The sequence below is a fragment of the Streptomyces sp. NBC_00057 genome, assembly GCF_045041165.1.
In the GTDB taxonomy this organism is placed as follows: Bacteria; Actinomycetota; Actinomycetes; order Streptomycetales; family Streptomycetaceae; genus Streptomyces.
Window position 1 is genome coordinate 6849648 of sequence record NZ_CP108256.1, and the last position, 22461, is coordinate 6872108.

The following is a 22461-nucleotide window of genomic DNA, read 5'->3' on the forward strand; positions in this document are numbered from 1 at the left end:
TAAAATGCAGCTCTTCTGTTTGTCTGCCGGGCCTCGCGTCTTAGGGTCACCCCCGAACCCGGGCTTCCGCGAAGGGCGTACGAGCATGCAGGGCACGATCGACGGTTTCAGCTACGGAGCGGTGACGCCCGTCGTGGCCTTCCTCATGGCCTGCCTCGGTGCGGCCCTCGGGCTGCGCTGTACGACCCGTTCGCTGCGCACCGAGCGTTCCTTCAAGGCCGGCTGGCTGGCCCTCGGCGCGACCTCCATAGGCTCCGGCATCTGGACGATGCACTTCATCGCGATGATCGGCTTCTCCGTCGAAGGGGTGACCATCGGCTACGACAAGCCGATCACCTTCGCCAGCCTCGCCGTCGCGATCGGCATGGTCGCCATCGGCATCTTCATCGTCGGGTACCGGGGCGCCACCCGTATGGCAATGGTGACGGGCGGCACCATTACCGGGCTGGGCGTGGCCACCATGCACTACCTGGGCATGGCCGGAATGCGTCTTGAGGGACAGTTCGAGTACGAAACGTTCACTGTGGCCCTCTCCGTCGTCATAGCCGTGGTGGCCGCCACGACCGCACTCTGGGCGGCCGTCTCCATCCATGGCTTCCTGCCCAGTCTCGGCGCCAGCGTCGTGATGGGCGTCGCGGTGAGCGGCATGCACTACACGGGCATGGCCGCGCTGAGCGTCCATCTGCACCCCGGCGCCCTCGTCGACCCGGCTTCGGCCGACGGGCGGACCGCCCCCCTCCTGCCACTGATGATCGGCCCCGGCTGCTTCCTGCTCCTTGCCGCGGTGGTCGTGATGTTCGACCCCCTGATGGTGATGGGCACCCCGGACTGGGACGACCCCAGGGCCATGAACGGGGCCGGACGGCCCCCCGGAATCCCGGCCCAGCGGCAGGTCCCGCGGTTCGGAACACACGCCGACCCGGCGTCGTTCCACTCGCGGCCGCGCGATCCCGCGCCGCCGGGAGAATGGTGACCTCGGCCCGGCACTGCGGCTGACCCGGCCCGGTTGTCAGCGGTGGGTCGTACGGTGGTTGCATGCGGCCCGTTTCGAAGATCGAACGTTCGGTGGCGCCTTTCGAGGTCGTCAGTCCCTACCAGCCCAGCGGCGACCAGCCCGCGGCCATCGCCGAGCTGGAGCGGCGCATCCGTGCGGATGAGAAGGATGTCGTCCTGCTCGGCGCGACCGGCACCGGCAAGTCGGCGACCACCGCCTGGATGATCGAGAAACTGCAGCGCCCCACCCTGGTGATGGCGCCGAACAAAACGCTCGCGGCCCAGCTGGCGAACGAGTTCCGCGAGCTGCTGCCCAACAACGCCGTCGAGTACTTCGTCTCGTACTACGACTACTACCAGCCCGAGGCGTACGTCCCGCAGTCGGACACCTACATCGAGAAGGACTCCTCGATCAACGAGGAGGTCGAGCGGCTGCGCCACTCCGCGACGAATTCGTTGCTCACCCGGCGCGATGTCGTCGTGGTCGCCTCCGTCTCCTGCATCTACGGTCTCGGTACGCCCCAGGAGTACGTGGACCGGATGGTCCAGCTCAAGGTCGGCGACGAGATCGACCGCGACCAGCTGCTGCGCCGCTTCGTCGAGATCCAGTACAGCCGCAACGACCTGGCGTTCACCCGCGGCACCTTCCGCGTCCGCGGCGACACCATCGAGATCTTCCCGGTCTACGAGGAGCTCGCCGTCCGAATCGAGATGTTCGGCGACGAGATCGAGGCGCTCTCCACCCTCCACCCGCTCACCGGCGAGGTCATCAGCGAGGACCAGTCCCTCCACGTCTTCCCGGCCAGCCACTACGTCGCAGGCCCCGAGCGCATGGAGAAGGCGGTCAACGGCATCGAACAGGAGCTGGAACAGCGCCTCGCCGAGCTGGAGAAGCAGGGCAAGATGCTGGAGGCCCAGCGGCTGCGGATGCGTACCACGTACGACATCGAGATGCTCCGGCAGATCGGCACCTGCTCCGGCGTCGAGAACTACTCGATGCACTTCGACGACCGCTCACCCGGCACCGCCCCCAACACCCTCCTCGACTACTTCCCCGAGGACTTCCTCCTCGTCCTCGACGAGTCGCATGTCACCGTGCCGCAGATCGGCGCCATGTACGAGGGCGACGCCTCCCGCAAGCGGACCCTCGTCGACCACGGATTCCGGCTCCCCTCCGCGCTCGACAACCGCCCGCTGAAGTGGGAGGAGTTCCTGAGCCGGATCGACCAGACCGTCTATCTCTCCGCCACACCCGGGAAGTACGAGCTCTCCAGGGGCGACGGCTTCGTGGAGCAGATCATCCGCCCCACCGGCCTCGTCGACCCGGAGGTCGTCGTCAAGCCCACCGAGGGCCAGATCGACGACCTGGTGCACGAGATCCGCACGCGCGCCGAGAAGGACGAGCGGGTCCTGGTCACCACCCTCACCAAGAAGATGGCCGAGGACCTCACCGACTACTTCCTGGAGCTCGGCATCCAGGTCCGCTATCTGCACAGCGACGTCGACACCCTGCGCCGCATCGAGCTGCTGCGCGAGCTGCGCTCCGGTGAGTACGACGTACTGGTCGGCATCAACCTCCTGCGCGAGGGCCTCGACCTGCCCGAGGTGTCGCTGGTCGCCATCCTCGACGCGGACAAGCAGGGCTTCCTGCGCTCGGGGACGTCCCTGATCCAGACCATCGGGCGCGCCGCCCGTAACGTGTCGGGGCAGGTCCATATGTACGCGGACAAGATCACCCCGGCGATGGCGCAGGCCATCGACGAGACCAATCGCCGTCGCGAGAAGCAGATCGCCTACAACACCGAGCGCGGCCTCGACCCGCAGCCGCTGCGCAAGAAGATCAACGACATCGTTGCGACGATCGCCCGCGAGGAGGTCGATACCGAGCAGCTGCTCGGCACCGGCTACCGCCAGGCGAAGGGCGCCAAGGCTCCCGTTCCCACGCTGGGCGTCAAGACGGCAGGCTCCAAGAAGGCCGGGGGCAACGGCGCGGTGGTCACCGACCGGCCCGCCACCGAACTCGCCGGAATCATCGAGGAGATGACCGACCGGATGCGGGCAGCCGCCGCTGACCTGCAGTTCGAAGTGGCGGCCCGACTGCGCGACGAGGTCGGTGAGTTGAAGAAGGAGTTGCGTCAGATGCGGGAGGCGGGCCTCGCCTGACCCCGTCGCACCTGGTGTGTTGCAGGACCGACACAAAAACGCCCCAAGCGGCCACGCGCTCGGTGTGACTGCGTAGGGTGCTGGAAAACCGCGCACGGACGGTTGCGGGGCAAGCGGAGAGGGGACAGCACGTGACGGTCAATATGACCAAGGGGCAGGCGATCAGCCTGCAGAAGAGCGACGGGGGGACCCTGACCGCGGTACGGATGGGGCTCGGCTGGCAGGCGGCACCGCGCCGCGGTCTGTTCGGTTCACGTACGAGGGAGATCGACCTCGACGCTTCGGCGGTGCTGTTCGCCGACAAGCAGCCGGTCGACGTGGTCTTCTTCCGTCACCTCGTCAGTGACGACGGCTCGGTCAAGCACACCGGGGACAACCTGGTCGGTGGCGCCGGTTCGGGCGGCGACGACGAGGCGATCCTCGTCGATCTGCAGCGGGTGCCGGTCCACATCGACCAGATCGTCTTCACGGTGAACTCCTTCACCGGCCAGACGTTCCAGGAGGTGCAGAACGCCTTCTGTCGCATCGTCGACGAGACCAACGGCGAGGAGCTCGCCCGCTACACGCTGGACGGCGGCGGGCAGTACACGGCCCAGATCATGGCGAAGGTGCACCGTTCGGGGAACGGGTGGCAGATGACCGCCCTCGGTAACCCGGCCAACGGCCGAACCTTCCAGGACCTGATGCCGGCGATCCTGCCGCACCTGTAGGCGCGGCCGGACCAGCCGGTCGATATCGGTACGCGCAGCTCCCGGAGGCATCGGCCGCCGGGAGCTGCACCACATCGCGCCGCACCGCATCACGCAGCGGCAAGTCATCGAGGGGACAGGGCAATGACGGCCGAGCTGGTCCGGGGGCAGAACCACACCTTGCCCCAGACCCGTCTGGAGATCCGGGTATCGGCCGGCACGCCCGTCGTGGCCGGTGCCACGCTCGGCGACGAGGACGGCACCGTGCACGGCACCGAGTGGGTCGCCCACCCGGGATCGCCACAGCTGCCCGGGCTCGAGGTGTCCGGACAGGCCGCCGCCGAACACCGGCTCGCCGTGGACCTCGACGCCCTGCCGGCTTCGGTGCACCGGGTCACCGTGCTGCTGGCCCTGCCCACGGGCGTCGGCGGACCGGTCCGGTTCGGCGCGGTCGCCTCACCGTTCGTCGCCGTCACCGGGCTCGAAGGCGGCGAGATCGCCACCTTCACCCTCACCGGCCTGGACACCGAGTCCGCGGTCACCGCCCTGGAGCTCTACCGCCGCCAGGGCGCCTGGAAGGTCCGCGCCGTCGGTCAGGGCTACGCGGGCGGCCTCGCCGCCATGCTCGCCGACCAGGGCCTGACGCAGGCGGCCGAGCTGGCCCACTCGATCCAGGACGCCGTCGCCCGCGCGATGGCCCGCTCGGTCGCACCGCCCCCGCCGCGCACCCCGGACGGTGACCGGGTCGGTCACGGCACGGGCCCCGTACCGTCCTCGGACGGTGACCGGCCTCCCGTCGCACCGCCGACGGCCTTCCAGCCCCCCGAGCCGCTCGCTGAGCCCACCACCCCACCGTCCGCGGCCACGACGGGCGGCCCCGTCAACTACGCGCACCCGCGCCGCCAGGCATCCGCACCCCCGCCGCCCCCTCCCGCCGCCCCGCCCGCCGGGCCGGGCCACGCCGCCCGGCCCGTCGCCGGGGACGCGACCGGCTGGTCCATGGAGGAGCGCCTCTACAACCAGATATGGGGCATGTTCGAGGACTTGGCCCGCACCACCGCCGCGTACCGCAGCGCCGTCGACTTCGCAGAGTCCCGCATGGAGCAGGAGCTCGACCGGACCCTGTCCGACCCGCGCAACCGGATCGGCGGCGCCGGCGACCGGGCCCGCGAACAGGCCCGTGCCAAGCGCGACGAGCTGACCGCCCGGGCCCGCGAGGTCCTCGATCGCGACCTCGCTCAGCTCGCCGCCGAGTCCGCGGTCGTGGAACCCGCACTCCCCGCCGCGTACGCGGGATGGGACAACCCCGTCTGGCACGCCTACCGCGTCCCGATGGAGACCCCCATGGCGCTGCGCATCGGCGACCTTCATCTGCCCGAGAGCCCCGACCTGCGAATCCCGCTACTGGTCCGGCTCCCTCTGGAGCGAGGGATCTGGGTCGACAGCGGCCGTACGGCCTCCGAGGCCGCAGCCCTGATGGACACCGCCCAACTGCGCCGCCTGGCCATGGAGAACGCGGTCGCGCACGCGGCCCGGCTGCTGGCCGTCTACCCGGCCGACGAGTTCTCCGTCCATGTCATCGACCCCGCGGGCTCGGCGGCCGGAGCGCTCGCCCCCCTGGTCGAATCCGGGGCCCTCGCAGGGCCGCCCGCCGCCGGAGCCGGGGGAGTGGCCACGGTCCTCGCGCAGCTGACCCGGCGCGTCGACCTGGTGCAGATGGCGATCCGGGCCGGCGCCGCCGATTCGCTTCCGCCGGACCTCGACACAGGCGAACAGTTGCTGATCGTCAACGACTTCCCGCACGGCTTCGACGACCGGGCCGTCACCCAGCTGCGCTACCTCGCAGACGAGGGGCCCTCGGTCGGCGTCCATCTGCTGATGGTCGCGGACCGCGAGGACGCCGGCGCGTACGGGCCGGTGCTCGACCCGCTGTGGCGCTCGCTGCTCCGGATCACGCCGGTCGCCGACGACCACCTGGCCGATCCCTGGGTGGGCCACGCCTGGACGTACGAGCCGCTGAGAATGCCGCCCGGCAGCCGGGTCCTTGAGCAGGTGCTCGCCAGGGTGGCCGCGGCCCGCCGCCCCCGGCACCCCTGAGCCCTGGAGCGGAAGCGACTACGTATCAACAGCCCTGACCTGCCCTTTTGGGAGATCTTTACCCTCCTCTTTACCTTTCCTTGGTGTTTCCTGTACTGTTCTTTGGGCGGAGGGGAGTACTCCCATACGCGGCGTTCCCGTCAGTACGGACTGTGACCGGTCCCGGGGCGCCGGCCCGTGGTGCGCAGCCCGTGCGCCCGGGTGGAAGAGACCTCCGGCAGCGACGACGCTGATCAGTAGCCGTAGCGAACTGCCGGAGGCGCAGTGGACGTTTCATGGACCCTCTGGGTGCTGACCATTCTTGGTCTGTCAGCCCTTATTGCCGTCGACTTCTTCATCGGGCGCAAACCCCATGACGTGACGACCAAGGAAGCCGGAATCTGGACGATCATCTGGATCGCGCTGGCCGCGCTCTTCGGACTCGGCCTGCTGGTCTTCGGTGAGAGCCAGGCGGCGGGCGAGTTCTTCGCCGGCTTCATCACCGAGAAGTCGCTCAGCGTCGACAACCTCTTCGTCTTCGTCCTGATCATGGCGAAGTTCTCGGTCCCTTCCCACCTCCAGCAACGGGTGCTGCTCGTCGGTGTGCTGATCGCGCTGGTGCTGCGAGCAATCTTCATCGCTGCCGGTGCCGCCGTCATCGCCAACTTCTCGTGGGTCTTCTACATCTTCGGCGCGTTCCTGATCTACACCGCCTGGAAGCTCATCCAGGAGGCGCGGGCCGACGAGGAAGAGGAGGAGTTCGAGGAGAACCGACTCCTCAAGACGATCGAGCGCCGCTTCGGGGTCGCCGACCGGTACCACGGCACCAAGCTCTTCATCCGCAACAACGGCAAGCGCGTCCTGACGCCGCTGATGGTCGTCATGCTCGCCATCGGCACCACCGATGTGCTGTTCGCCCTGGATTCCATCCCCGCGATCTTCGGCCTGACCCAGGACCCGTACATCGTCTTCACCGCCAACGCCTTCGCCCTGATGGGGCTGCGGCAGCTGTACTTCCTGATCGGCGGGCTGCTGAAGAAGCTGGTCCACCTCAGTTACGGACTGTCGGCCATCCTCGGCTTCATCGGCGTGAAGCTGGTGCTGCACGCACTGCACGAGTCCGGGGTGCACGTCCCCGAGATCTCCATCCCGGTCTCGCTCGGCGTCATCTGCGGCGTGCTGGTGATCACCACGATCACCAGTCTCATCGCCAACAAGAAGCAGGAGCGGGCCGAGGCGGCTGCGGAAGCGGTCAAGGCCGCGGACAAGGGTTCCAGCATCGACGCCTGACCGCGGCGGACGGCCTGGCGGCCGTCCGGCCGGGCAGCAACCGGCACCGGCCGGGGCGAGCAACTGTCCGTTGCCCGCCCCGGCCGGTTTCTGTACGGGTGGAGAGCGCCGCTGCGGCTGCCGTTACCAGCCGCGAGCGCGCCACTGCGGCAGCTGCGGACGCTCGTCGCCGAGCGTGGTGTCGTGGCCGTGGCCCGGATAGACCCAGGTCTCGTCGGGCAACTGGTCGAAGAGCTTGGTCTCCACATCGTGGAGCAGGCTCGCGAAGGCCTCGGGATCCTTGTACGTATTACCGACCCCGCCCGGGAAGAGGCAGTCCCCGGTGAACAGATGCGGGGCGCCGTGCGGGTCGTCGTAGATCAGCACGATGGAGCCCGGGGTGTGACCGACGAGGTGACGGGCGGTCAGGGCGACCCGGCCCACCTGGATCGTGCCGTTGTCGTCGACCAGGACATCGGTCGGGACAGGGATGCCCTCGGCGTCGTACCGCCCGGCGTACGTACGCGCGCCGGTGGCCGCCACCACCTCGCCGAGTGCCTGCCAGTGGTCGCCGTGCCGATGGGTGGTGACGACGGAGGTGATGCCGTCGTCACCGATCAGCTGCAGCAGGGTCCCGGCCTCGTTGGCCGCGTCGATCAGGAGCTGCTCGCCGGTGGCCCGGCAGCGCAGCAGATAGGCGTTGTTGTTCATCGGGCCGACGGCGACCTTGGAGATCATCAGATCCGTCAACTCGTGTACATCCGCACGTCCGCCGACCTTGACCGCTCCGCTGTACGTCATACGTCTCAGCCTATAGCGGGGGCAGTACGGGAAGGGGGCCGCCTTCGACGGTCAGTGCCGACCCGTCACGGCGTCCGCAGAGCCAGCCGAGCAGCTCGGGGGCCGTGCCGCGGACCACGACAGGGCCGCCTTCCGCGCCGCCGCCCGTGGTCCAGAATCGGCCGTCGTCGGCGGCCACACCCGTGGACACGACCTCCGGATGCTGCCCGAACCGCTCGGCGAGGAAGTCGATCTCCCGGTCGACGAACTCTTCGGGAAGATCCTCCAGCTCGTAGCCGATGCCCAGGTCGACATGGTGCAGCTCGACCTCGACGCGGCGGCGGAAGGGAATCCGGGAGGCCGAGTCCGTCACGCCGTTGCGCATCGTGACCGTGCGGGACCAGTCCGCCGCGGCCGATGCGGCATCCATGAAGCGGGCCGCGCTGCCTGCCAGGTCGGCCAACTGCTCGGCCTTCGGCCGGGGTGCGTCGCGCTCGATGTCGCGGTCGCGGGTTTCGCTGTCTGCGTACATCGGCCGGCCCTGGAGAACATTTACGAGCGCGTCGGCGTTACGAGAGAGGTGCGCAACGACATGGCCGCGGCTCCAGCCCGGCAATCGCGACGGCTCGGCGAGTGAGGCGTCGTCCAGTTTCCCGGTGGCGCTGAGCAGCCGATCGGTTGCTTCACGTACGGCGTCCAGGTCGTGCGCATGATCAATCATGAGGCTGAGCCTAGCCTCGCCACTCATTCGGGTGAAGGAGTCTGTGGCCGTCCATAAATCGAATGCGCGTGCTATACGCTCGGAGTCGAAAGCTTCGTACATCGCTGTGGCGCCCCCCATACCCTGGGACAGGGGCTCAGTTCCCCCACTTCTCTCCAGAAAGGTGCGGACCGGCGTGGCCGACCGTCTCATCGTCCGTGGCGCTCGCGAGCACAACCTCAAGAACGTCTCGCTCGACCTCCCGCGCGACTCCCTCATCGTCTTCACCGGGCTTTCCGGGTCGGGCAAGTCGTCTCTCGCGTTCGATACGATTTTCGCCGAGGGGCAGCGGCGCTACGTGGAGTCCCTCTCCTCGTACGCCCGCCAGTTCCTCGGCCAGATGGACAAGCCGGACGTCGACTTCATCGAGGGCCTCTCGCCAGCCGTCTCCATCGACCAGAAGTCGACCTCGCGCAACCCGCGCTCGACGGTCGGCACCATCACGGAGGTCTACGACTACCTCCGGCTGCTCTTCGCCCGGATCGGCAAGCCACACTGTCCCGAGTGCGGCCGTCCCATCTCGCGCCAGTCGCCGCAGGCCATCGTCGACAAGGTGCTCGGTCTTCCCGAGGGCAGCCGTTTCCAGGTGCTCTCGCCGCTGGTGCGTGAGCGCAAGGGCGAGTTCGTCGACCTCTTCGCCGATCTGCAGACCAAGGGCTACAGCAGGGCCCGGGTCGACGGCGAGACCATCCAGCTCTCCGAGCCGCCCAAGCTGAAGAAGCAGGAGAAGCACACCATCGAGGTGGTCATCGACCGCCTCACGGTGAAGGACAGCGCCAAGCGCCGGCTGACCGACTCGGTCGAGACCGCGCTCGGGCTCTCCGGCGGCATGGTCGTGCTCGACTTCGTCGACCTCCCCGAGGACGACCCCGAGCGTGAGCGGATGTACTCCGAGCACCTCTACTGCCCGTACGACGACCTCTCTTTCGAGGAGCTGGAGCCGCGCTCTTTCTCCTTCAACTCGCCCTTCGGCGCCTGCCCCGACTGCACGGGTATCGGTACGCGGATGGAGGTCGACCCCGAGCTGATCGTCCCCGACGAGGAGAAGTCGCTCGACGAGGGCGCGATCCACCCCTGGTCGCACGGCCACACCAAGGAGTACTTCGGGCGGCTGATCGGCGCGCTCGCCACAGCCCTCGGATTCCGTACGGACATCCCGTGGGCCGGGCTGCCGCAGCGCGCCAAGAAGGCCCTGCTCCACGGCCACAAGATCCAGACCGAGGTCCGCTACCGCAACCGCTACGGCCGCGAGCGCGCCTACACCACCCCCGCCTTCGAGGGCGCGGTGCAGTTCGTCAAGCGGCGGCACTCCGAGGCCGAGAGCGACTCCAGCCGGGAGCGCTTCGAGGGCTATATGCGAGAGGTGCCCTGCCCGACCTGCGAGGGCACCAGGCTCAAGCCGATCGTCCTCGCGGTCACGGTGATGGAGAAGTCCATTGCCGAGGTCTCCGCGATGTCGATCAGCGAGTGCGCCGAATTCCTCGGCCGGATGAAGCTGAACGCCCGCGACAAGAAGATCGCCGAACGGGTGCTGAAGGAGGTCAACGAGCGGCTGAGGTTCCTGGTCGACGTCGGCCTCGACTACCTCTCGCTGAACCGCGCGGCAGGCACTCTGTCCGGCGGCGAGGCCCAGCGCATCCGGCTGGCCACACAGATCGGCTCCGGCCTGGTCGGCGTGCTGTACGTGCTGGACGAGCCGTCCATCGGTCTGCACCAGCGGGACAACCACCGGCTGATCGAGACCCTGGTCCGGCTCCGCGACATGGGCAACACGCTCATCGTCGTCGAGCACGACGAGGACACCATCAAGGTCGCCGACTGGGTCGTCGACATCGGCCCCGGCGCCGGTGAGCACGGCGGCAAGGTGGTCCACTCCGGATCGCTCAAGGAGCTGCTGGGCAACGGTGAGTCGATCACCGGTCAGTATCTGGCCGGCAGGAAGTCGATCGCGATGCCCGACATCCGGCGCCCCGTCGACCCGTCACGCAGGCTCACGGTGCACGGTGCCCGGGAGAACAACCTCCAGGACATCGACGTCTCCTTCCCGCTCGGTGTGCTCACGGCCGTCACGGGTGTCTCGGGCTCCGGAAAGTCGACGCTGGTCAACGACATCCTCTACACCCACCTGGCACGCGAGCTGAACGGTGCCAAGTCGGTGCCCGGCCGCCACACCCGGGTCGACGGGGACGACCAGGTCGACAAGGTGGTGCACGTCGACCAGTCACCCATCGGCCGTACGCCCCGGTCGAACCCGGCCACGTACACCGGCGTCTTCGACCATGTCCGCAAGCTGTTCGCGGAGACGATGGAGGCGAAGGTGCGCGGCTATCTGCCGGGCCGCTTCTCCTTCAACGTCAAGGGCGGCCGCTGCGAGAACTGTTCCGGCGACGGCACGATCAAGATCGAGATGAACTTCCTGCCTGATGTGTACGTCCCGTGCGAGGTCTGCCACGGAGCGCGCTACAACCGGGAGACCCTGGAGGTCCACTACAAGGGAAAGTCCATCGCCGAGGTGCTGGACATGCCGATCGAGGAGGGCCTGGAGTTCTTCGAGGCCGTCCCGACGATCGCCCGTCACCTCCGCACGCTCCACGAGGTCGGCCTCGGATACGTCAGGCTCGGCCAGTCCGCGCCGACGCTCTCCGGCGGCGAGGCACAGCGTGTGAAGCTCGCGAGCGAGCTGCAGAAGCGCTCCACCGGCCGCACGGTCTACGTCCTGGACGAGCCGACCACGGGCCTGCACTTCGAGGACATCAGCAAGCTCATCAAGGTGCTCTCCGGGCTGGTCGACAAAGGCAACTCGGTGATCGTCATCGAGCACAACCTCGATGTGGTCAAGACCGCGGACTGGGTCATCGACATGGGCCCCGAAGGGGGCAACGGGGGCGGTCTTGTCGTCGCCGAGGGAACTCCGGAGCAGGTCGCCGGGGTTCCGGCCAGCCACACCGGCAAGTTCCTCCAGGGCATCCTGGACCCGGACCGGGTGAGCGAAGCCTCGGTGCCTGCGGCACGTAAGCCCGTGCGGAAGGTGGCCACGAAGAAGGCAGTCGCTGCGAAGTCGGCCCCGGTCAGGAAGACGGCCACGGCCAGGACGAGTGCCGGCCAGGCCGCCAAGTCCGCCACGGCCAGGACCGCCGAGACGGCTGTGGCGGAGAAGCCCGCGGCGAAGAAGGCGACCCGCGCGCGCAAGGCCTGACGGTACCGCGACGAAGCGGCGGCCCCGGAAATCGGAGGCCGCCGCTTCTGCCGGTACGGCGCGCCCCTCGCCGCAGGCCCCGCTACGGCTGCGCGCCCATCGGAGCTCGGTGAGGCCTGCGCCGCCCCCACCCCCCCCCGCGCGTCCCCAGGTACCCCGGCCCGCCCGCTCGTCCCAGGAGCGGACCGGTCCGCCCGCGCGCCCCTGCCCGTACACCCTCCCCTCCTGTCCAACCGCCCCTGGCCCCCTGACCAGGGACAATCGGACTTGGGTGGCCCGGCCACCGACCCCCCGATCTCCGCCGGTATCGTCGGTTCTGTCACCGATGGCTCTGACGCCCCCGGGTAACCCCTGGTGCTTCCGGCGCCTCAGCTGCCCCCGGTAACCCCTCTGCACCCTGCACCTCTGACCAGTGGAGACCGCATGCCCGGCCAGCCCGCCGCCCGCCGTACCGTGCTGAAGGGTGCCGCTCTCGCCGGCGCCGCCGGGCTGGGAGTGACCGCCTGTTCGACCGAATCGAAGCTCGGTCATGCCGAGACACCGACGCCGACCGCCCCCGTCCAGCTGGGCGCGGCGGAAGAGGTTCCCGTCGGCGGATCCAAGCTCTACCGCGACCAGCGGGTCATCGTCACGTGCCCGGCCAAGGGCCAGTACAAGGCGTTCAGCGCCCAGTGCACCCACGCGGGCTGCCTGCTGGACAAGGTCGAGGACAACGTGGGGAACTGTCCCTGCCACGGCAGCCACTTCGATACGACGACCGGTAAGGCGATGCGCGGCCCGGCGACCGCGCCGCTGCCCTCGGTCCCGGTCCGGATCGAGGGCGGAAAGCTCGTCGCGGGCCCCGACGCCTGACGCCCTGCCAAGGACGGACTCACTCCCAGTCCCAGTCGATGCCGACCAGGCCGGGCCGTACCCCCTGCTCCACCAGGTGAACGGTCCGGTGCCGGCCGGTGAGCGTGAGAACCGCACGGGCGCCGCGCGGCGCCCCCGCCGAGACCTGGGCGAAGCTCCGGCACCGTACCGGCAGCGCGGCCTCGTCGAAGTCCACCTGCAACACGTACTGTCCGCCGCAGAAGCTGAAGCCGCGCACGTACTTGCCGCACGGCCCTCCCGTGGCGTCGTCGAAGCCGTAGCCGAAGAGGTATGAGTCACCCGCCCTCAGCCGGTTTCGAAGAGCAGCTCCGCGACGAGCACTCCCTTCTCCCGGTCCCAGCGGACCCGCCCCGTCCGGCAGTTCTCCCGGACGGCCACCTCCACCCGCGCCGGATCGCCCCGGTATACGGCGAGATAGCGGTCGATGTCGTCCCGGTGCGCGCGCACCACGTGCTGCGACTTCCATTGCCGCAGTTCCCGGCCGGGCCCGATCCGTATCCGCTCGTGATGCCCCACGGTGTGCAGCCCGCCGTCCATCGGTGACCCCATCGTGGCGAGCACCCGCTCCACCGCGTCGGAGCGGGTGCCCTCGCCGTGCTCGCCCTCGGTGGCATCACGGCACTGCGCAACCGCCGCCACCGGCAAACCCCGTGACCGGCAACGGCACCCGCTGACCCCGTGCTCCGGGGCGCGCTCCCTCGACCTGCGCCCCGGAGCACGGCACCACTGCCGAGCAGGCCGCACTGTCACTGCCCGCAAGTAGGGTGGGACACATGGCAGACCCCTCCAGCTACCGCCCCAAGCCGGGACAGATCCCCGACTCCCCGGGGGTCTACAAATTCCGCGACGAACACCGCCGGGTGATCTACGTCGGAAAGGCCAAGAACCTGCGCCAGCGCCTGGCCAATTACTTCCAGGACCTGGCCGCGCTCCACCCGCGTACGCGCACGATGGTCACTACGGCCGCCTCGGTGGAGTGGACCGTCGTCTCCACGGAGGTCGAGGCGCTCCAGCTGGAGTACTCCTGGATCAAGGAGTTCGACCCCCGGTTCAACGTCAAGTACCGCGACGACAAGAGTTATCCGTATCTCGCGGTCACGCTCAACGAGGAATTCCCGCGCGTCCAGGTCATGCGCGGAGCCAAGAAGAAGGGCGTGCGCTACTTCGGTCCGTACGGGCATGCCTGGGCGATCCGCGAGACGGTCGACCTGATGCTCCGGGTCTTTCCGGTGCGTACGTGTTCCGCCGGAGTCTTCAAGAACGCTGCCAGGACCGGCCGCCCGTGCCTCCTCGGCTACATCGGCAAGTGTTCGGCCCCCTGCGTCGGCCGGGTCACCCCCGAGGAACACCGCGAACTGGCGGGCGACTTCTGCGACTTCATGGCCGGTCGCACCGGCACGTACATCCGCCGCCTGGAGAAGGACATGATGGCGGCGGCCGAAGAGATGGAGTACGAGCGGGCGGCTCGGCTCCGCGACGATGTGGAGGCCCTCAAGCGGGCCATGGAGAAGAGCGCCGTAGTCCTTGCCGACGCCACCGACGCCGACCTGATCGCGGTCGCCGAGGACGAGCTCGAAGCCGCCGTCCAGATCTTCCATGTGCGCGGCGGCCGGGTGCGCGGTCAGCGCGGCTGGGTCACCGACAAGGTCGAGAACGTCGACACCTCGGGCCTGGTCGAGCACGCCCTGCAGCAGCTGTACGGCGAGGAGACGGGCGACTCCGTTCCCAAGGAGGTCCTCGTCCCGGCCCTCCCCGAGGACCCCGACGCGGTCTCCCAGTGGCTCGCCGGCCGCAGGGGCTCCCACGTCAGCCTGCGGATCCCGCAGCGCGGCGACAAGAAGGACCTGATGGCGACGGTTCAGCGCAACGCCCAGCAGGCCCTGGGGCTGCACAAGACCAAGCGCGCATCCGACCTGACGACCCGCTCCCGCGCCCTGGAGGAGATCACCGAGGCGCTCGACCTCGACACGGCTCCGCTGCGCATCGAGTGTTTCGACATCTCGCATCTCCAGGGCGACGACGTGGTCGCCTCCATGGTCGTCTTCGAGGACGGTCTTGCACGCAAGAGCGAGTACCGCCGCTTCCAGATCAAGGGCTTCGAGGGCCAGGACGACGTCCGGTCGATGCACGAGGTGATCGGCCGCCGCTTCAAGCGGTATCTCCAGGAGAAGGAGCGGACGGGGGAGTGGGAGGAGACCCCCGCGCCGACCGGCCCCGTCCCGGCCCCGCAAACCGCTCCGGCAGTCCCGGCCGGCCCGGCCGCCCAGGCCGACGGCGTGGACACCATCCCCGGCGCAGGCACCGCCTCCGTCCCGGACACCACCCCCGATCCGGACCCCGAGCCCCGTGAGGACGACGGCCGTCCCAAACGGTTCGCCTATCCGCCGCAGCTCGTCGTGGTCGACGGCGGCCAGCCGCAGGTCGCCGCCGCCAAGCGCGCCCTCGACGAGCTCGGGATCGACGACATCGCCGTCTGCGGCCTCGCCAAGCGCCTCGAAGAGGTCTGGCTGCCCGAGGACGACGACCCCGTCGTCCTGCCCCGCTCCAGCGAGGGCCTCTACCTCCTCCAGCGTGTCCGTGACGAGGCCCATCGCTTCGCGATCACGTATCAGCGAGCCAAGCGGGCCAAGCGCATCCGTTCCAGCCCCCTGGATGCCGTCGTCGGCCTCGGCGAGACCCGGAAACAGGCGCTGATCAAGCATTTCGGCTCCGTGAAGAAGCTGAAGCGGGCGACAATCGACGAGATCTGCGAGGTTCCGGGGATAGGCCGCAGGACTGCGGAATCGGTGGCTGTCGCCCTGGCCTCGGCTGCCCCGGCCACGCCCGCCGTGAACACGGCGACAGGAGAGATCATTGAAGATGACGACGGGGGCAGCACGACATGACTGAGCACGAACACGAAGTCGAGCACAACAGCACCGACCGAGCAGACGGAGCAGGACACGTGAGTACGGGCACCACGATCGAGACGGGTGACGGGAATGCGGCCATCCCCGAGCTGGTGATCATCTCGGGGATGTCGGGCGCCGGGCGCAGTACCGCGGCCAAGTGTCTGGAGGACCTCGGCTGGTTCGTCGTCGACAACCTGCCGCCCGCCCTGATTCCCACCATGGTCGAGCTCGGCGCCCGCTCGCAGGGCAACGTGGCCCGGATCGCCGTCGTCGTCGACGTGCGGGGCCGCCGCTTCTTCGACAACCTCCGCGAGTCCCTCGCGGACCTGGAGGCGAAGCACGTCACCCGGCGCATCGTCTTCCTGGAGTCCTCCGACGACGCGCTGGTCCGGCGCTTCGAGTCGGTCCGCCGCCCGCACCCCCTCCAGGGCGACGGCCGGATCGTCGACGGCATCGCCGCCGAGCGCGATCTGCTGCGTGAGCTGCGCGGCGATGCCGACCTGGTGATCGACACCTCCAGCCTCAATGTGCACGAACTGCGCGCCAAGATGGACGCCCAGTTCGCCGGCGACGAGGAGCCGGAGCTGCGCGCCACGGTGATGTCGTTCGGCTTCAAGTACGGCCTGCCGGTCGACGCCGACCTGGTGGTCGACTGCCGCTTCCTGCCCAACCCGCACTGGGTCCCCGAGCTGCGCCCGTTCACCGGGCTCAACGAAGAGGTCTCCGCCTACGTCTTCGACCAACCCGGCGCCAAGGAATTCCTCAACCAGTACACGGAGCTGCTCCAGCTCATCGCCGCCGGGTACCGCCGCGAGGGCAAGCGCTATGTGACGATCGCCGTCGGCTGCACGGGCGGCAAGCACCGCTCGGTCGCCATGTCCGAGAAGCTCGCGGCCAGGCTCGCGACCGAAGGCATCGAGACCGTCCTCGTCCACCGGGACATGGGGCGCGAGTGACCAGCCGTAGTCTGCGCCTGCGGCGGCTGCGCAGAGCCACCTCTGCGATCTCCGGCCGCAAGCGCGGCGCGCAGCCCAAGGTCGTCGCCCTCGGCGGCGGCATGGGTCTGTCCGCATCGCTCGCGGCGCTCCGCCGGATCACCGGCGATCTCACGGCCGTGGTCACCGTCGCCGACGACGGCGGCTCCAGCGGCCGGCTCCGCGAGGAGCTCGGGGTCCTGCCGCCCGGCGACCTGCGCAAGGCGCTCGCCGCACTGTGCGGTGACGACGAATGGGGCCAGACCTGGGCCCAGGTCATCCAGCACCGCTTCCAGTCCAAGGGCGATCTGCACGAGCACGCGGTCGGCAATCTGCTGATCGTCGCCCTGTGGGAGCAGCTCGGCGACCATGTCCAGGCCCTGGACCTGGTCGGCAAGCTCCTCGGTGCGCACGGCCGGGTGCTGCCCATGTCCGCCGTGCCGCTGGAGCTCCAGGCGCTCGTACGGGGACACGACCCGGCCCGACCGGACGACGTGGACACGGTGCGCGGTCAGGCCACTGTGGCGCTCACCCCGGGCGAGGTGCAGTCCGTGCACCTCGTCCCGAACGACCCGCCGGCCGTTCCCGAGGCCGTCGCGGCGGTCCTCGACGCGGACTGGGTGGTGCTCGGCCCGGGGTCCTGGTTCTCCTCCGTGATCCCGCATCTGCTCGTCCCGGAACTGCTCGACGCGCTCATCGAGACCAAGGCCCGCAAGGTCCTCTCGCTCAACCTCGCACCGCAACCCGGCGAAACTGATGGCTTCTCTCCGCAGCGTCATTTGGAGGTTTTGGGACGACACGCCCCTAAACTCGCCATGGACGTGGTGCTGGCCGACGAAGCCGCCGTGCCCGATCGCGATTCCCTCGCCGACGCCGCCAAGCGGCTCGGCGCCGCGGTCGAGCTGGCGCCGGTGGCCTCACCCGACGGTGTTCCGATCCATGATCCGGAGCTGTTGGCCGCCGCGTACGACCGTATTTTTCGGATGCATGGAAGGATCGGCCCATGGCGATGACGCCGGCGGTGAAGGACGAAGTCTCTCGGCTTCCCGTGACCCGGACCTGCTGCAGGAAGGCAGAAGTCTCGGCGATTCTTCGGTTCGCGGGTGGGCTGCACCTGGTGAGCGGCCGGATTGTGATCGAGGCGGAGCTGGACACCGCGATGGCGGCGCGCCGGCTGAAGCGGGACATTCTCGAGATCTTCGGGCACAGCTCGGAACTGATCGTGATGGCTCCCGGCGGGCTGCGGCGCGGCTCCCGCTATGTCGTACGGGTGGTTGCGGGCGGCGATCAGCTGGCCCGCCAGACCGGCCTGGTGGACGGCCGCGGCCGTCCCATCCGCGGCCTGCCCCCGCAGGTGGTCTCGGGGGCCACCTGCGATGCCGAGGCCGCCTGGCGCGGGGCCTTCCTGGCACATGGCTCGCTCACCGAGCCGGGCCGCTCTTCCTCGCTGGAGGTGACCTGCCCGGGCCCGGAGGCGGCGCTCGCGCTGGTCGGCGCGGCCCGCAGGCTCTCCATCGCGGCGAAGGCCCGCGAGGTGCGCGGGGTGGACCGGGTCGTCGTCCGTGACGGCGACGCGATCGGTGCCCTGCTCACCCGGCTCGGCGCCCATGAGTCGGTGCTGGCCTGGGAGGAACGGCGGATGCGCCGCGAGGTCCGCGCCACCGCCAACCGGCTCGCCAACTTCGACGACGCCAACCTGCGCCGTTCCGCGCGGGCCGCGGTCGCCGCGGGCGCCCGGGTCGGGCGCGCGCTGGAGATCCTGGGCGAGGAGGTGCCCGAACACCTCGCCGCGGCCGGACGGCTGCGCATGGAGCACAAGCAGGCCTCCTTGGAGGAGCTGGGCGCGCTCGCCGACCCGCCGCTGACCAAGGACGCGGTCGCCGGCCGGATCCGACGACTGCTGGCGATGGCCGACAAGCGGGCCCAGGATCTGGGTATCCCGGGCACGGAATCCACCCTCAGCGAGGAGCTGGCCGACGGCCTGGTGGGCTGACCCGCGACGGTCATGAAGTCGGCCAAATACAGAACGCGCGGCATTCCCAGAAGTGTTGACGCTCCGTAATCATCGCTACAAGTACGGCCGAGTATCCGGAGGCCCGTACTCCTATCGAGGAGTACGGGCCTCGGCGGTTCTTACGGCCCCGCTCGATGTCACCCCGGGGCCGTCGGAGAGGTAGGGTCGGAGGCGGTCGGGGACATCTCATACAACTCGCCGGGGTGTAAATCCCGCGTACCTAACGAGGAGATCGGTTCGTGACGATCCGCGTAGGCATCAACGGCTTTGGCCGCATCGGTCGTAACTACTTCCGCGCGCTGCTGGAGCAGGGTGCGGACATCGAGATCGTGGCTGTCAACGACCTGGGTGACACCGCGACCACGGCACACCTTCTGAAGTACGACACGATCCTGGGCCGTCTCAAGGCCGAGGTCAGCCACACCGCCGACAGCATCACCGTCGATGGTCACACCATCAAGGTGCTCTCCGAGCGCAACCCGGCCGACATCCCCTGGGGTGAGCTGGGCGTCGACATCGTCATCGAGTCGACCGGCATCTTCACCAAGAAGGCCGACGCCGAGAAGCACATCGCGGGTGGCGCCAAGAAGGTCCTCATCTCGGCCCCGGCCAAGAACGAGGACATCACCATCGTGATGGGTGTCAACGAGGAGAAGTACGACGCGGCCAACCACCACGTCATCTCCAACGCCTCCTGCACCACCAACTGTGTCGCGCCGATGGCCAAGGTTCTGGACGAGAACTTCGGCATCGTCAAGGGCCTCATGACGACGGTCCACGCGTACACGAACGACCAGCGCATCCTGGACTTCCCGCACTCCGACCTGCGTCGCGCCCGCGCCGCGGCGGAGAACATCATCCCGACCACGACCGGTGCCGCCAAGGCCACCGCTCTGGTGCTCCCGCAGCTCAAGGGCAAGCTCGACGGCATGGCGATGCGCGTCCCGGTCCCGACCGGTTCGGTCACCGACCTGGTCATCACGCTGGAGCGCGAGGTCACCCGCGACGAGGTCAACGCCGCGTTCCAGAAGGCCGCCGAGGAAGGCCCGCTCAAGGGCAAGCTGGCCTACACCCAGGACCCGATCGTGTCCTCGGACATCGTCTCGGACCCGGCCTCCTGCACCTTCGACTCCCTGCTGACCATGGCAGAGGGCACGCAGGTCAAGGTCATCGGCTGGTATGACAACGAGTGGGGCTACTCCAACCGCCTCGTCGACCTGACCGTGTTCGTCGGCAGCCAGCTCTGACCGTCGAATCGGCAGGCACCTCGATGTGAGCACGGGGCTCGAACGGCGCAACGCAGCGCCGTTCGAGCCCCGTTGCATGCTTCCTCGTCCTCCAAGGAGTCCAGCAAGATGAAGACCATCGACGAACTTCTCGCCGAAGGGGTCACCGGCAAGCGCGTATTCGTCCGCGCCGACCTCAACGTGCCGCTGAGCGGCACCACCATCACCGACGACGGCCGCATCCGCGCCGTCCAGCCGACCGTGGAGAAGCTCGCCGCGACCGGTGCGCGGGTCATCGTCGCCTCGCACCTGGGCCGCCCCAAGGGCGCCCCGGACCCCGCCTTCTCCCTGGCGCCCGCCGCGGCCCGTCTCGGTGAGCTGATCGGCGCCGACGTGGCCTTCGCGACCGACACGGTCGGCGAGTCCGCCCGCGCCACGGTCGCCGCGCTCGCCGACGGCCGGGTCGCCGTCATCGAGAACCTCCGCTTCAACCCCGGTGAGACGTCGAAGGACGACGCCGAGCGCGGCGCGTTCGCCGACCAGCTCGCCGAGCTCGCCGATGTGTACGTGGGCGACGGCTTCGGGGCCGTCCACCGCAAGCACGCCTCGGTCTTCGACCTCCCGGCCCGGCTGCCGCACGCCGCCGGCGACCTGATCGCCACCGAGGTCGGCGTCCTGAAGAAGCTCACCGAGAACGTCGAGCGCCCGTACGCCGTCGTGCTCGGCGGCTCCAAGGTCTCCGACAAGCTCGGCGTCATCGACCACCTGCTGGAGCGCGCCGACCGCATCCTCATCGGCGGCGGCATGGCGTACACCTTCCTCAAGGCCCAGGGCCACGAGGTCGGCAGCTCCCTCCTTCAGGAGGACCAGATCCCGGCGGTGCTGGAGTACCTCAAGCGCGCCGAGGACAAGGGCGTGGAGTTCGTGCTCCCCGTCGACGTCGTGGTCTCCGAGCAGTTCCCGGACCTCAAGGCCAAGGCTCCGACCGAGCACCGCACCGTGCCCGCGGACGCCATCCCGGCCGGTTTCATGGGCCTGGACAACGGCCCCGAGACCAACAAGCTGTACGCCTCGAAGCTCGCCGACGCCGTCACCGTCTTCTGGAACGGCCCGATGGGCGTCTTCGAGCACCCTGATTACGCCGAGGGCACCCGGGCCGTAGCCCAGGCCCTCGTCGACTCCGAGGGCTTCAGTGTCGTCGGCGGTGGCGACTCCGCCGCGGCCGTCCGCATCCTGGGCTTCGACGAGAATGCATTCGGACACATCTCGACCGGTGGCGGCGCCAGCCTCGAATACCTCGAGGGCAAGACGCTTCCCGGCCTCGCCGCACTGGAGGACTGACTTTTCATGAGCACCCGTACCCCGCTGATGGCGGGCAACTGGAAGATGAACCTCAACCACCTCGAGGCCATCGCACACGTCCAGAAGCTCGCCTTCGCCCTGGCCGACAAGGACTACGACGCCGTAGAGGTCGCCGTCCTGCCGCCCTTCACCGACCTGCGCTCCGTGCAGACCCTGGTGGACGGCGACAAGCTGAAGATCAAGTACGGCGCCCAGGACATCTCGGCGCACGACTCCGGCGCGTACACCGGTGAGATCTCCGGCCCGATGCTCGCCAAGCTGAAGTGCACCTACGTCACCGTCGGCCACAGCGAGCGCCGCCAGTACCATGGCGAGACCGACGAGATCTGCAACACCAAGGTGAAGGCCGCTTTCAAGCACGGCCTGACCCCGATCCTCTGCGTCGGCGAGGAGCTGGAGGTCCGTGAGGCGGGCAACCACGTCGCGCACACGCTTGCGCAGGTCGACGGTGGTCTCAAGGACATCCCCGCCGAGCTGGCCGAGTCGATCGTGATCGCGTACGAGCCGGTCTGGGCCATCGGGACCGGCAAGGTCTGCGGCTCCGACGACGCCCAGGAGGTCTGCGGGGCGATCCGCAGCCGCCTCGCCGAGCTGTACTCGCAGGAACTGGCCGACACGGTCCGTATCCAGTACGGAGGCTCGGTGAAGTCCGGGAACGTCGCCGAGATCATGTCGAAGCCCGATGTGGACGGCGCGCTGATCGGTGGGGCCGCACTGGACGCCGACGAGTTCGTCAAGATCGTCCGCTTCCGCGACCAGTGAGTATGCGGTAGCGCGGATCCGTCGTACCCTTGCGGGGGCCGAGGAGGGTGTAGCCTCCCGGCCCCCGCTGTTCGCACATACAGTCCAGAGAATTCCGGAAAGTAGGGACCAGCCGTGATTTTGGCGTTCGAGATCGCCCTGATCGTCTTCAGCCTGCTGCTGATGCTGCTGGTGCTGATGCACAAGGGCAAGGGCGGCGGCCTCTCCGACATGTTCGGTGGCGGTATGCAGTCGTCCGTGGGCGGCTCCTCGGTCGCCGAGCGGAACCTCGACCGGATCACCGTGTTCATCGGTCTGGCCTGGTTCGCGTGCATTGTTGCGCTTGGTCTGCTGATCAAGCTGGACAACTGACCCGTCGTACGCGATTCCCGGTGAGGGTGTAACTCCTTTCACTGGACGCGCGTTGGGCCTTACGTAGACTGGGGCATCTTCG

At 68.9% G+C, this 22461-nt stretch carries 17 protein-coding genes and 1 pseudogene; 15 read left to right on the top strand and 3 right to left on the bottom strand.

Annotated elements, in window-relative coordinates; all coding sequences use genetic code 11:
• The first annotated feature begins 85 nt into the window (after positions 1 to 85).
• From OG953_RS32260 to OG953_RS32280, 5 genes are all read left to right on the top strand, one after another.
• On the top strand, positions 86 to 973 hold the full coding sequence (locus OG953_RS32260) for an MHYT domain-containing protein (RefSeq protein WP_405688758.1): 888 nt from the start codon (positions 86 to 88) through the stop codon (positions 971 to 973).
• A 62-nt stretch (positions 974 to 1035) separates the two neighbouring features.
• Positions 1036 to 3156 (top strand): excinuclease ABC subunit UvrB, encoded by a 2121-nt coding sequence (gene uvrB, locus OG953_RS32265; RefSeq protein WP_405688759.1) that lies wholly within the window; start codon positions 1036 to 1038, stop codon positions 3154 to 3156.
• A gap of 131 nt (positions 3157 to 3287) precedes the next feature.
• On the top strand, positions 3288 to 3866 hold the full coding sequence (locus OG953_RS32270) for a TerD family protein (RefSeq protein ID WP_405688760.1): 579 nt from the start codon (positions 3288 to 3290) through the stop codon (positions 3864 to 3866).
• Between the two features lie 123 nt (positions 3867 to 3989).
• Positions 3990 to 5942 (top strand): TerD family protein, encoded by a 1953-nt coding sequence (locus OG953_RS32275; RefSeq protein ID WP_405688761.1) that lies wholly within the window; start codon positions 3990 to 3992, stop codon positions 5940 to 5942.
• Between the two features lie 264 nt (positions 5943 to 6206).
• Positions 6207 to 7211: a TerC family protein gene (locus OG953_RS32280; protein WP_405688762.1), complete on the top strand. Its 1005-nt coding sequence runs from the start codon at positions 6207 to 6209 to the stop codon at positions 7209 to 7211.
• A 123-nt stretch (positions 7212 to 7334) separates the two neighbouring features.
• Here the strand turns inward: OG953_RS32280 and OG953_RS32285 are convergent, their stop codons facing one another.
• Positions 7335 to 7991, bottom strand: coding sequence for an MBL fold metallo-hydrolase (locus OG953_RS32285; protein ID WP_405688764.1), 657 nt, complete (start codon positions 7989 to 7991; stop codon positions 7335 to 7337).
• Between the two features lie 10 nt (positions 7992 to 8001).
• A complete protein-coding gene (locus OG953_RS32290; protein WP_405688765.1) occupies positions 8002 to 8691 on the bottom strand; it encodes a maleylpyruvate isomerase family mycothiol-dependent enzyme in 690 nt (229 codons plus the stop codon).
• Between the two features lie 175 nt (positions 8692 to 8866).
• Between OG953_RS32290 and uvrA the strand changes: the two genes are divergently transcribed.
• Together uvrA and OG953_RS32300 are read left to right on the top strand one after the other, a co-directional pair.
• Entirely contained in the window at positions 8867 to 11926 is a 3060-nt protein-coding gene (uvrA, locus tag OG953_RS32295; RefSeq protein WP_405688766.1) for an excinuclease ABC subunit UvrA, read from the top strand.
• A 423-nt stretch (positions 11927 to 12349) separates the two neighbouring features.
• Positions 12350 to 12778, top strand: a complete 429-nt coding sequence (locus tag OG953_RS32300) for a Rieske (2Fe-2S) protein (RefSeq protein WP_405688768.1) — start codon at positions 12350 to 12352, stop codon at positions 12776 to 12778.
• Between the two features lie 19 nt (positions 12779 to 12797).
• On the opposite strand, the pseudogene OG953_RS32305 reads toward OG953_RS32300, so the two are convergent.
• Positions 12798 to 13378: pseudogene (locus OG953_RS32305) on the bottom strand (hypothetical protein); the annotation flags it as partial.
• A 194-nt stretch (positions 13379 to 13572) separates the two neighbouring features.
• Here OG953_RS32305 and uvrC point away from each other — a divergent pair.
• The 8 genes from uvrC to secG all read left to right on the top strand — a co-directional run bounded on the left by uvrC (position 13573) and on the right by secG (position 22379).
• Positions 13573 to 15684 (top strand): excinuclease ABC subunit UvrC, encoded by a 2112-nt coding sequence (gene uvrC / locus OG953_RS32310; RefSeq protein ID WP_405688769.1) that lies wholly within the window; start codon positions 13573 to 13575, stop codon positions 15682 to 15684.
• Positions 15681 to 16646 carry an RNase adapter RapZ gene (gene rapZ / locus OG953_RS32315; protein WP_266362251.1) on the top strand — a complete coding sequence of 322 codons (966 nt, stop codon included), beginning with the start codon at positions 15681 to 15683 and terminating at the stop codon, positions 16644 to 16646. Before uvrC ends, rapZ begins: the two co-directional genes overlap by 4 nt.
• Entirely contained in the window at positions 16643 to 17677 is a 1035-nt protein-coding gene (gene yvcK / locus OG953_RS32320; RefSeq protein WP_405688770.1) for a uridine diphosphate-N-acetylglucosamine-binding protein YvcK, read from the top strand. The genes rapZ and yvcK overlap by 4 nt, the downstream gene beginning before the upstream one ends.
• Positions 17668 to 18657, top strand: coding sequence for a DNA-binding protein WhiA (gene whiA, locus OG953_RS32325; protein WP_018104603.1), 990 nt, complete (start codon positions 17668 to 17670; stop codon positions 18655 to 18657). Before yvcK ends, whiA begins: the two co-directional genes overlap by 10 nt.
• Positions 18658 to 18917: 260 nt before the next feature.
• Positions 18918 to 19925: a type I glyceraldehyde-3-phosphate dehydrogenase gene (gap, locus tag OG953_RS32330; protein WP_327275847.1), complete on the top strand. Its 1008-nt coding sequence runs from the start codon at positions 18918 to 18920 to the stop codon at positions 19923 to 19925.
• 108 nt (positions 19926 to 20033) lie between these two features.
• Positions 20034 to 21245 carry a phosphoglycerate kinase gene (locus tag OG953_RS32335; RefSeq protein ID WP_405688771.1) on the top strand — a complete coding sequence of 404 codons (1212 nt, stop codon included), beginning with the start codon at positions 20034 to 20036 and terminating at the stop codon, positions 21243 to 21245.
• A gap of 6 nt (positions 21246 to 21251) precedes the next feature.
• Positions 21252 to 22028: a triose-phosphate isomerase gene (tpiA, locus tag OG953_RS32340; RefSeq protein WP_405688772.1), complete on the top strand. Its 777-nt coding sequence runs from the start codon at positions 21252 to 21254 to the stop codon at positions 22026 to 22028.
• A gap of 114 nt (positions 22029 to 22142) precedes the next feature.
• Complete coding sequence (secG, locus tag OG953_RS32345; RefSeq protein WP_398259955.1) at positions 22143 to 22379, top strand: preprotein translocase subunit SecG; 237 nt, start codon at positions 22143 to 22145, stop codon at positions 22377 to 22379.
• Positions 22380 to 22461 lie beyond the last annotated feature (82 nt).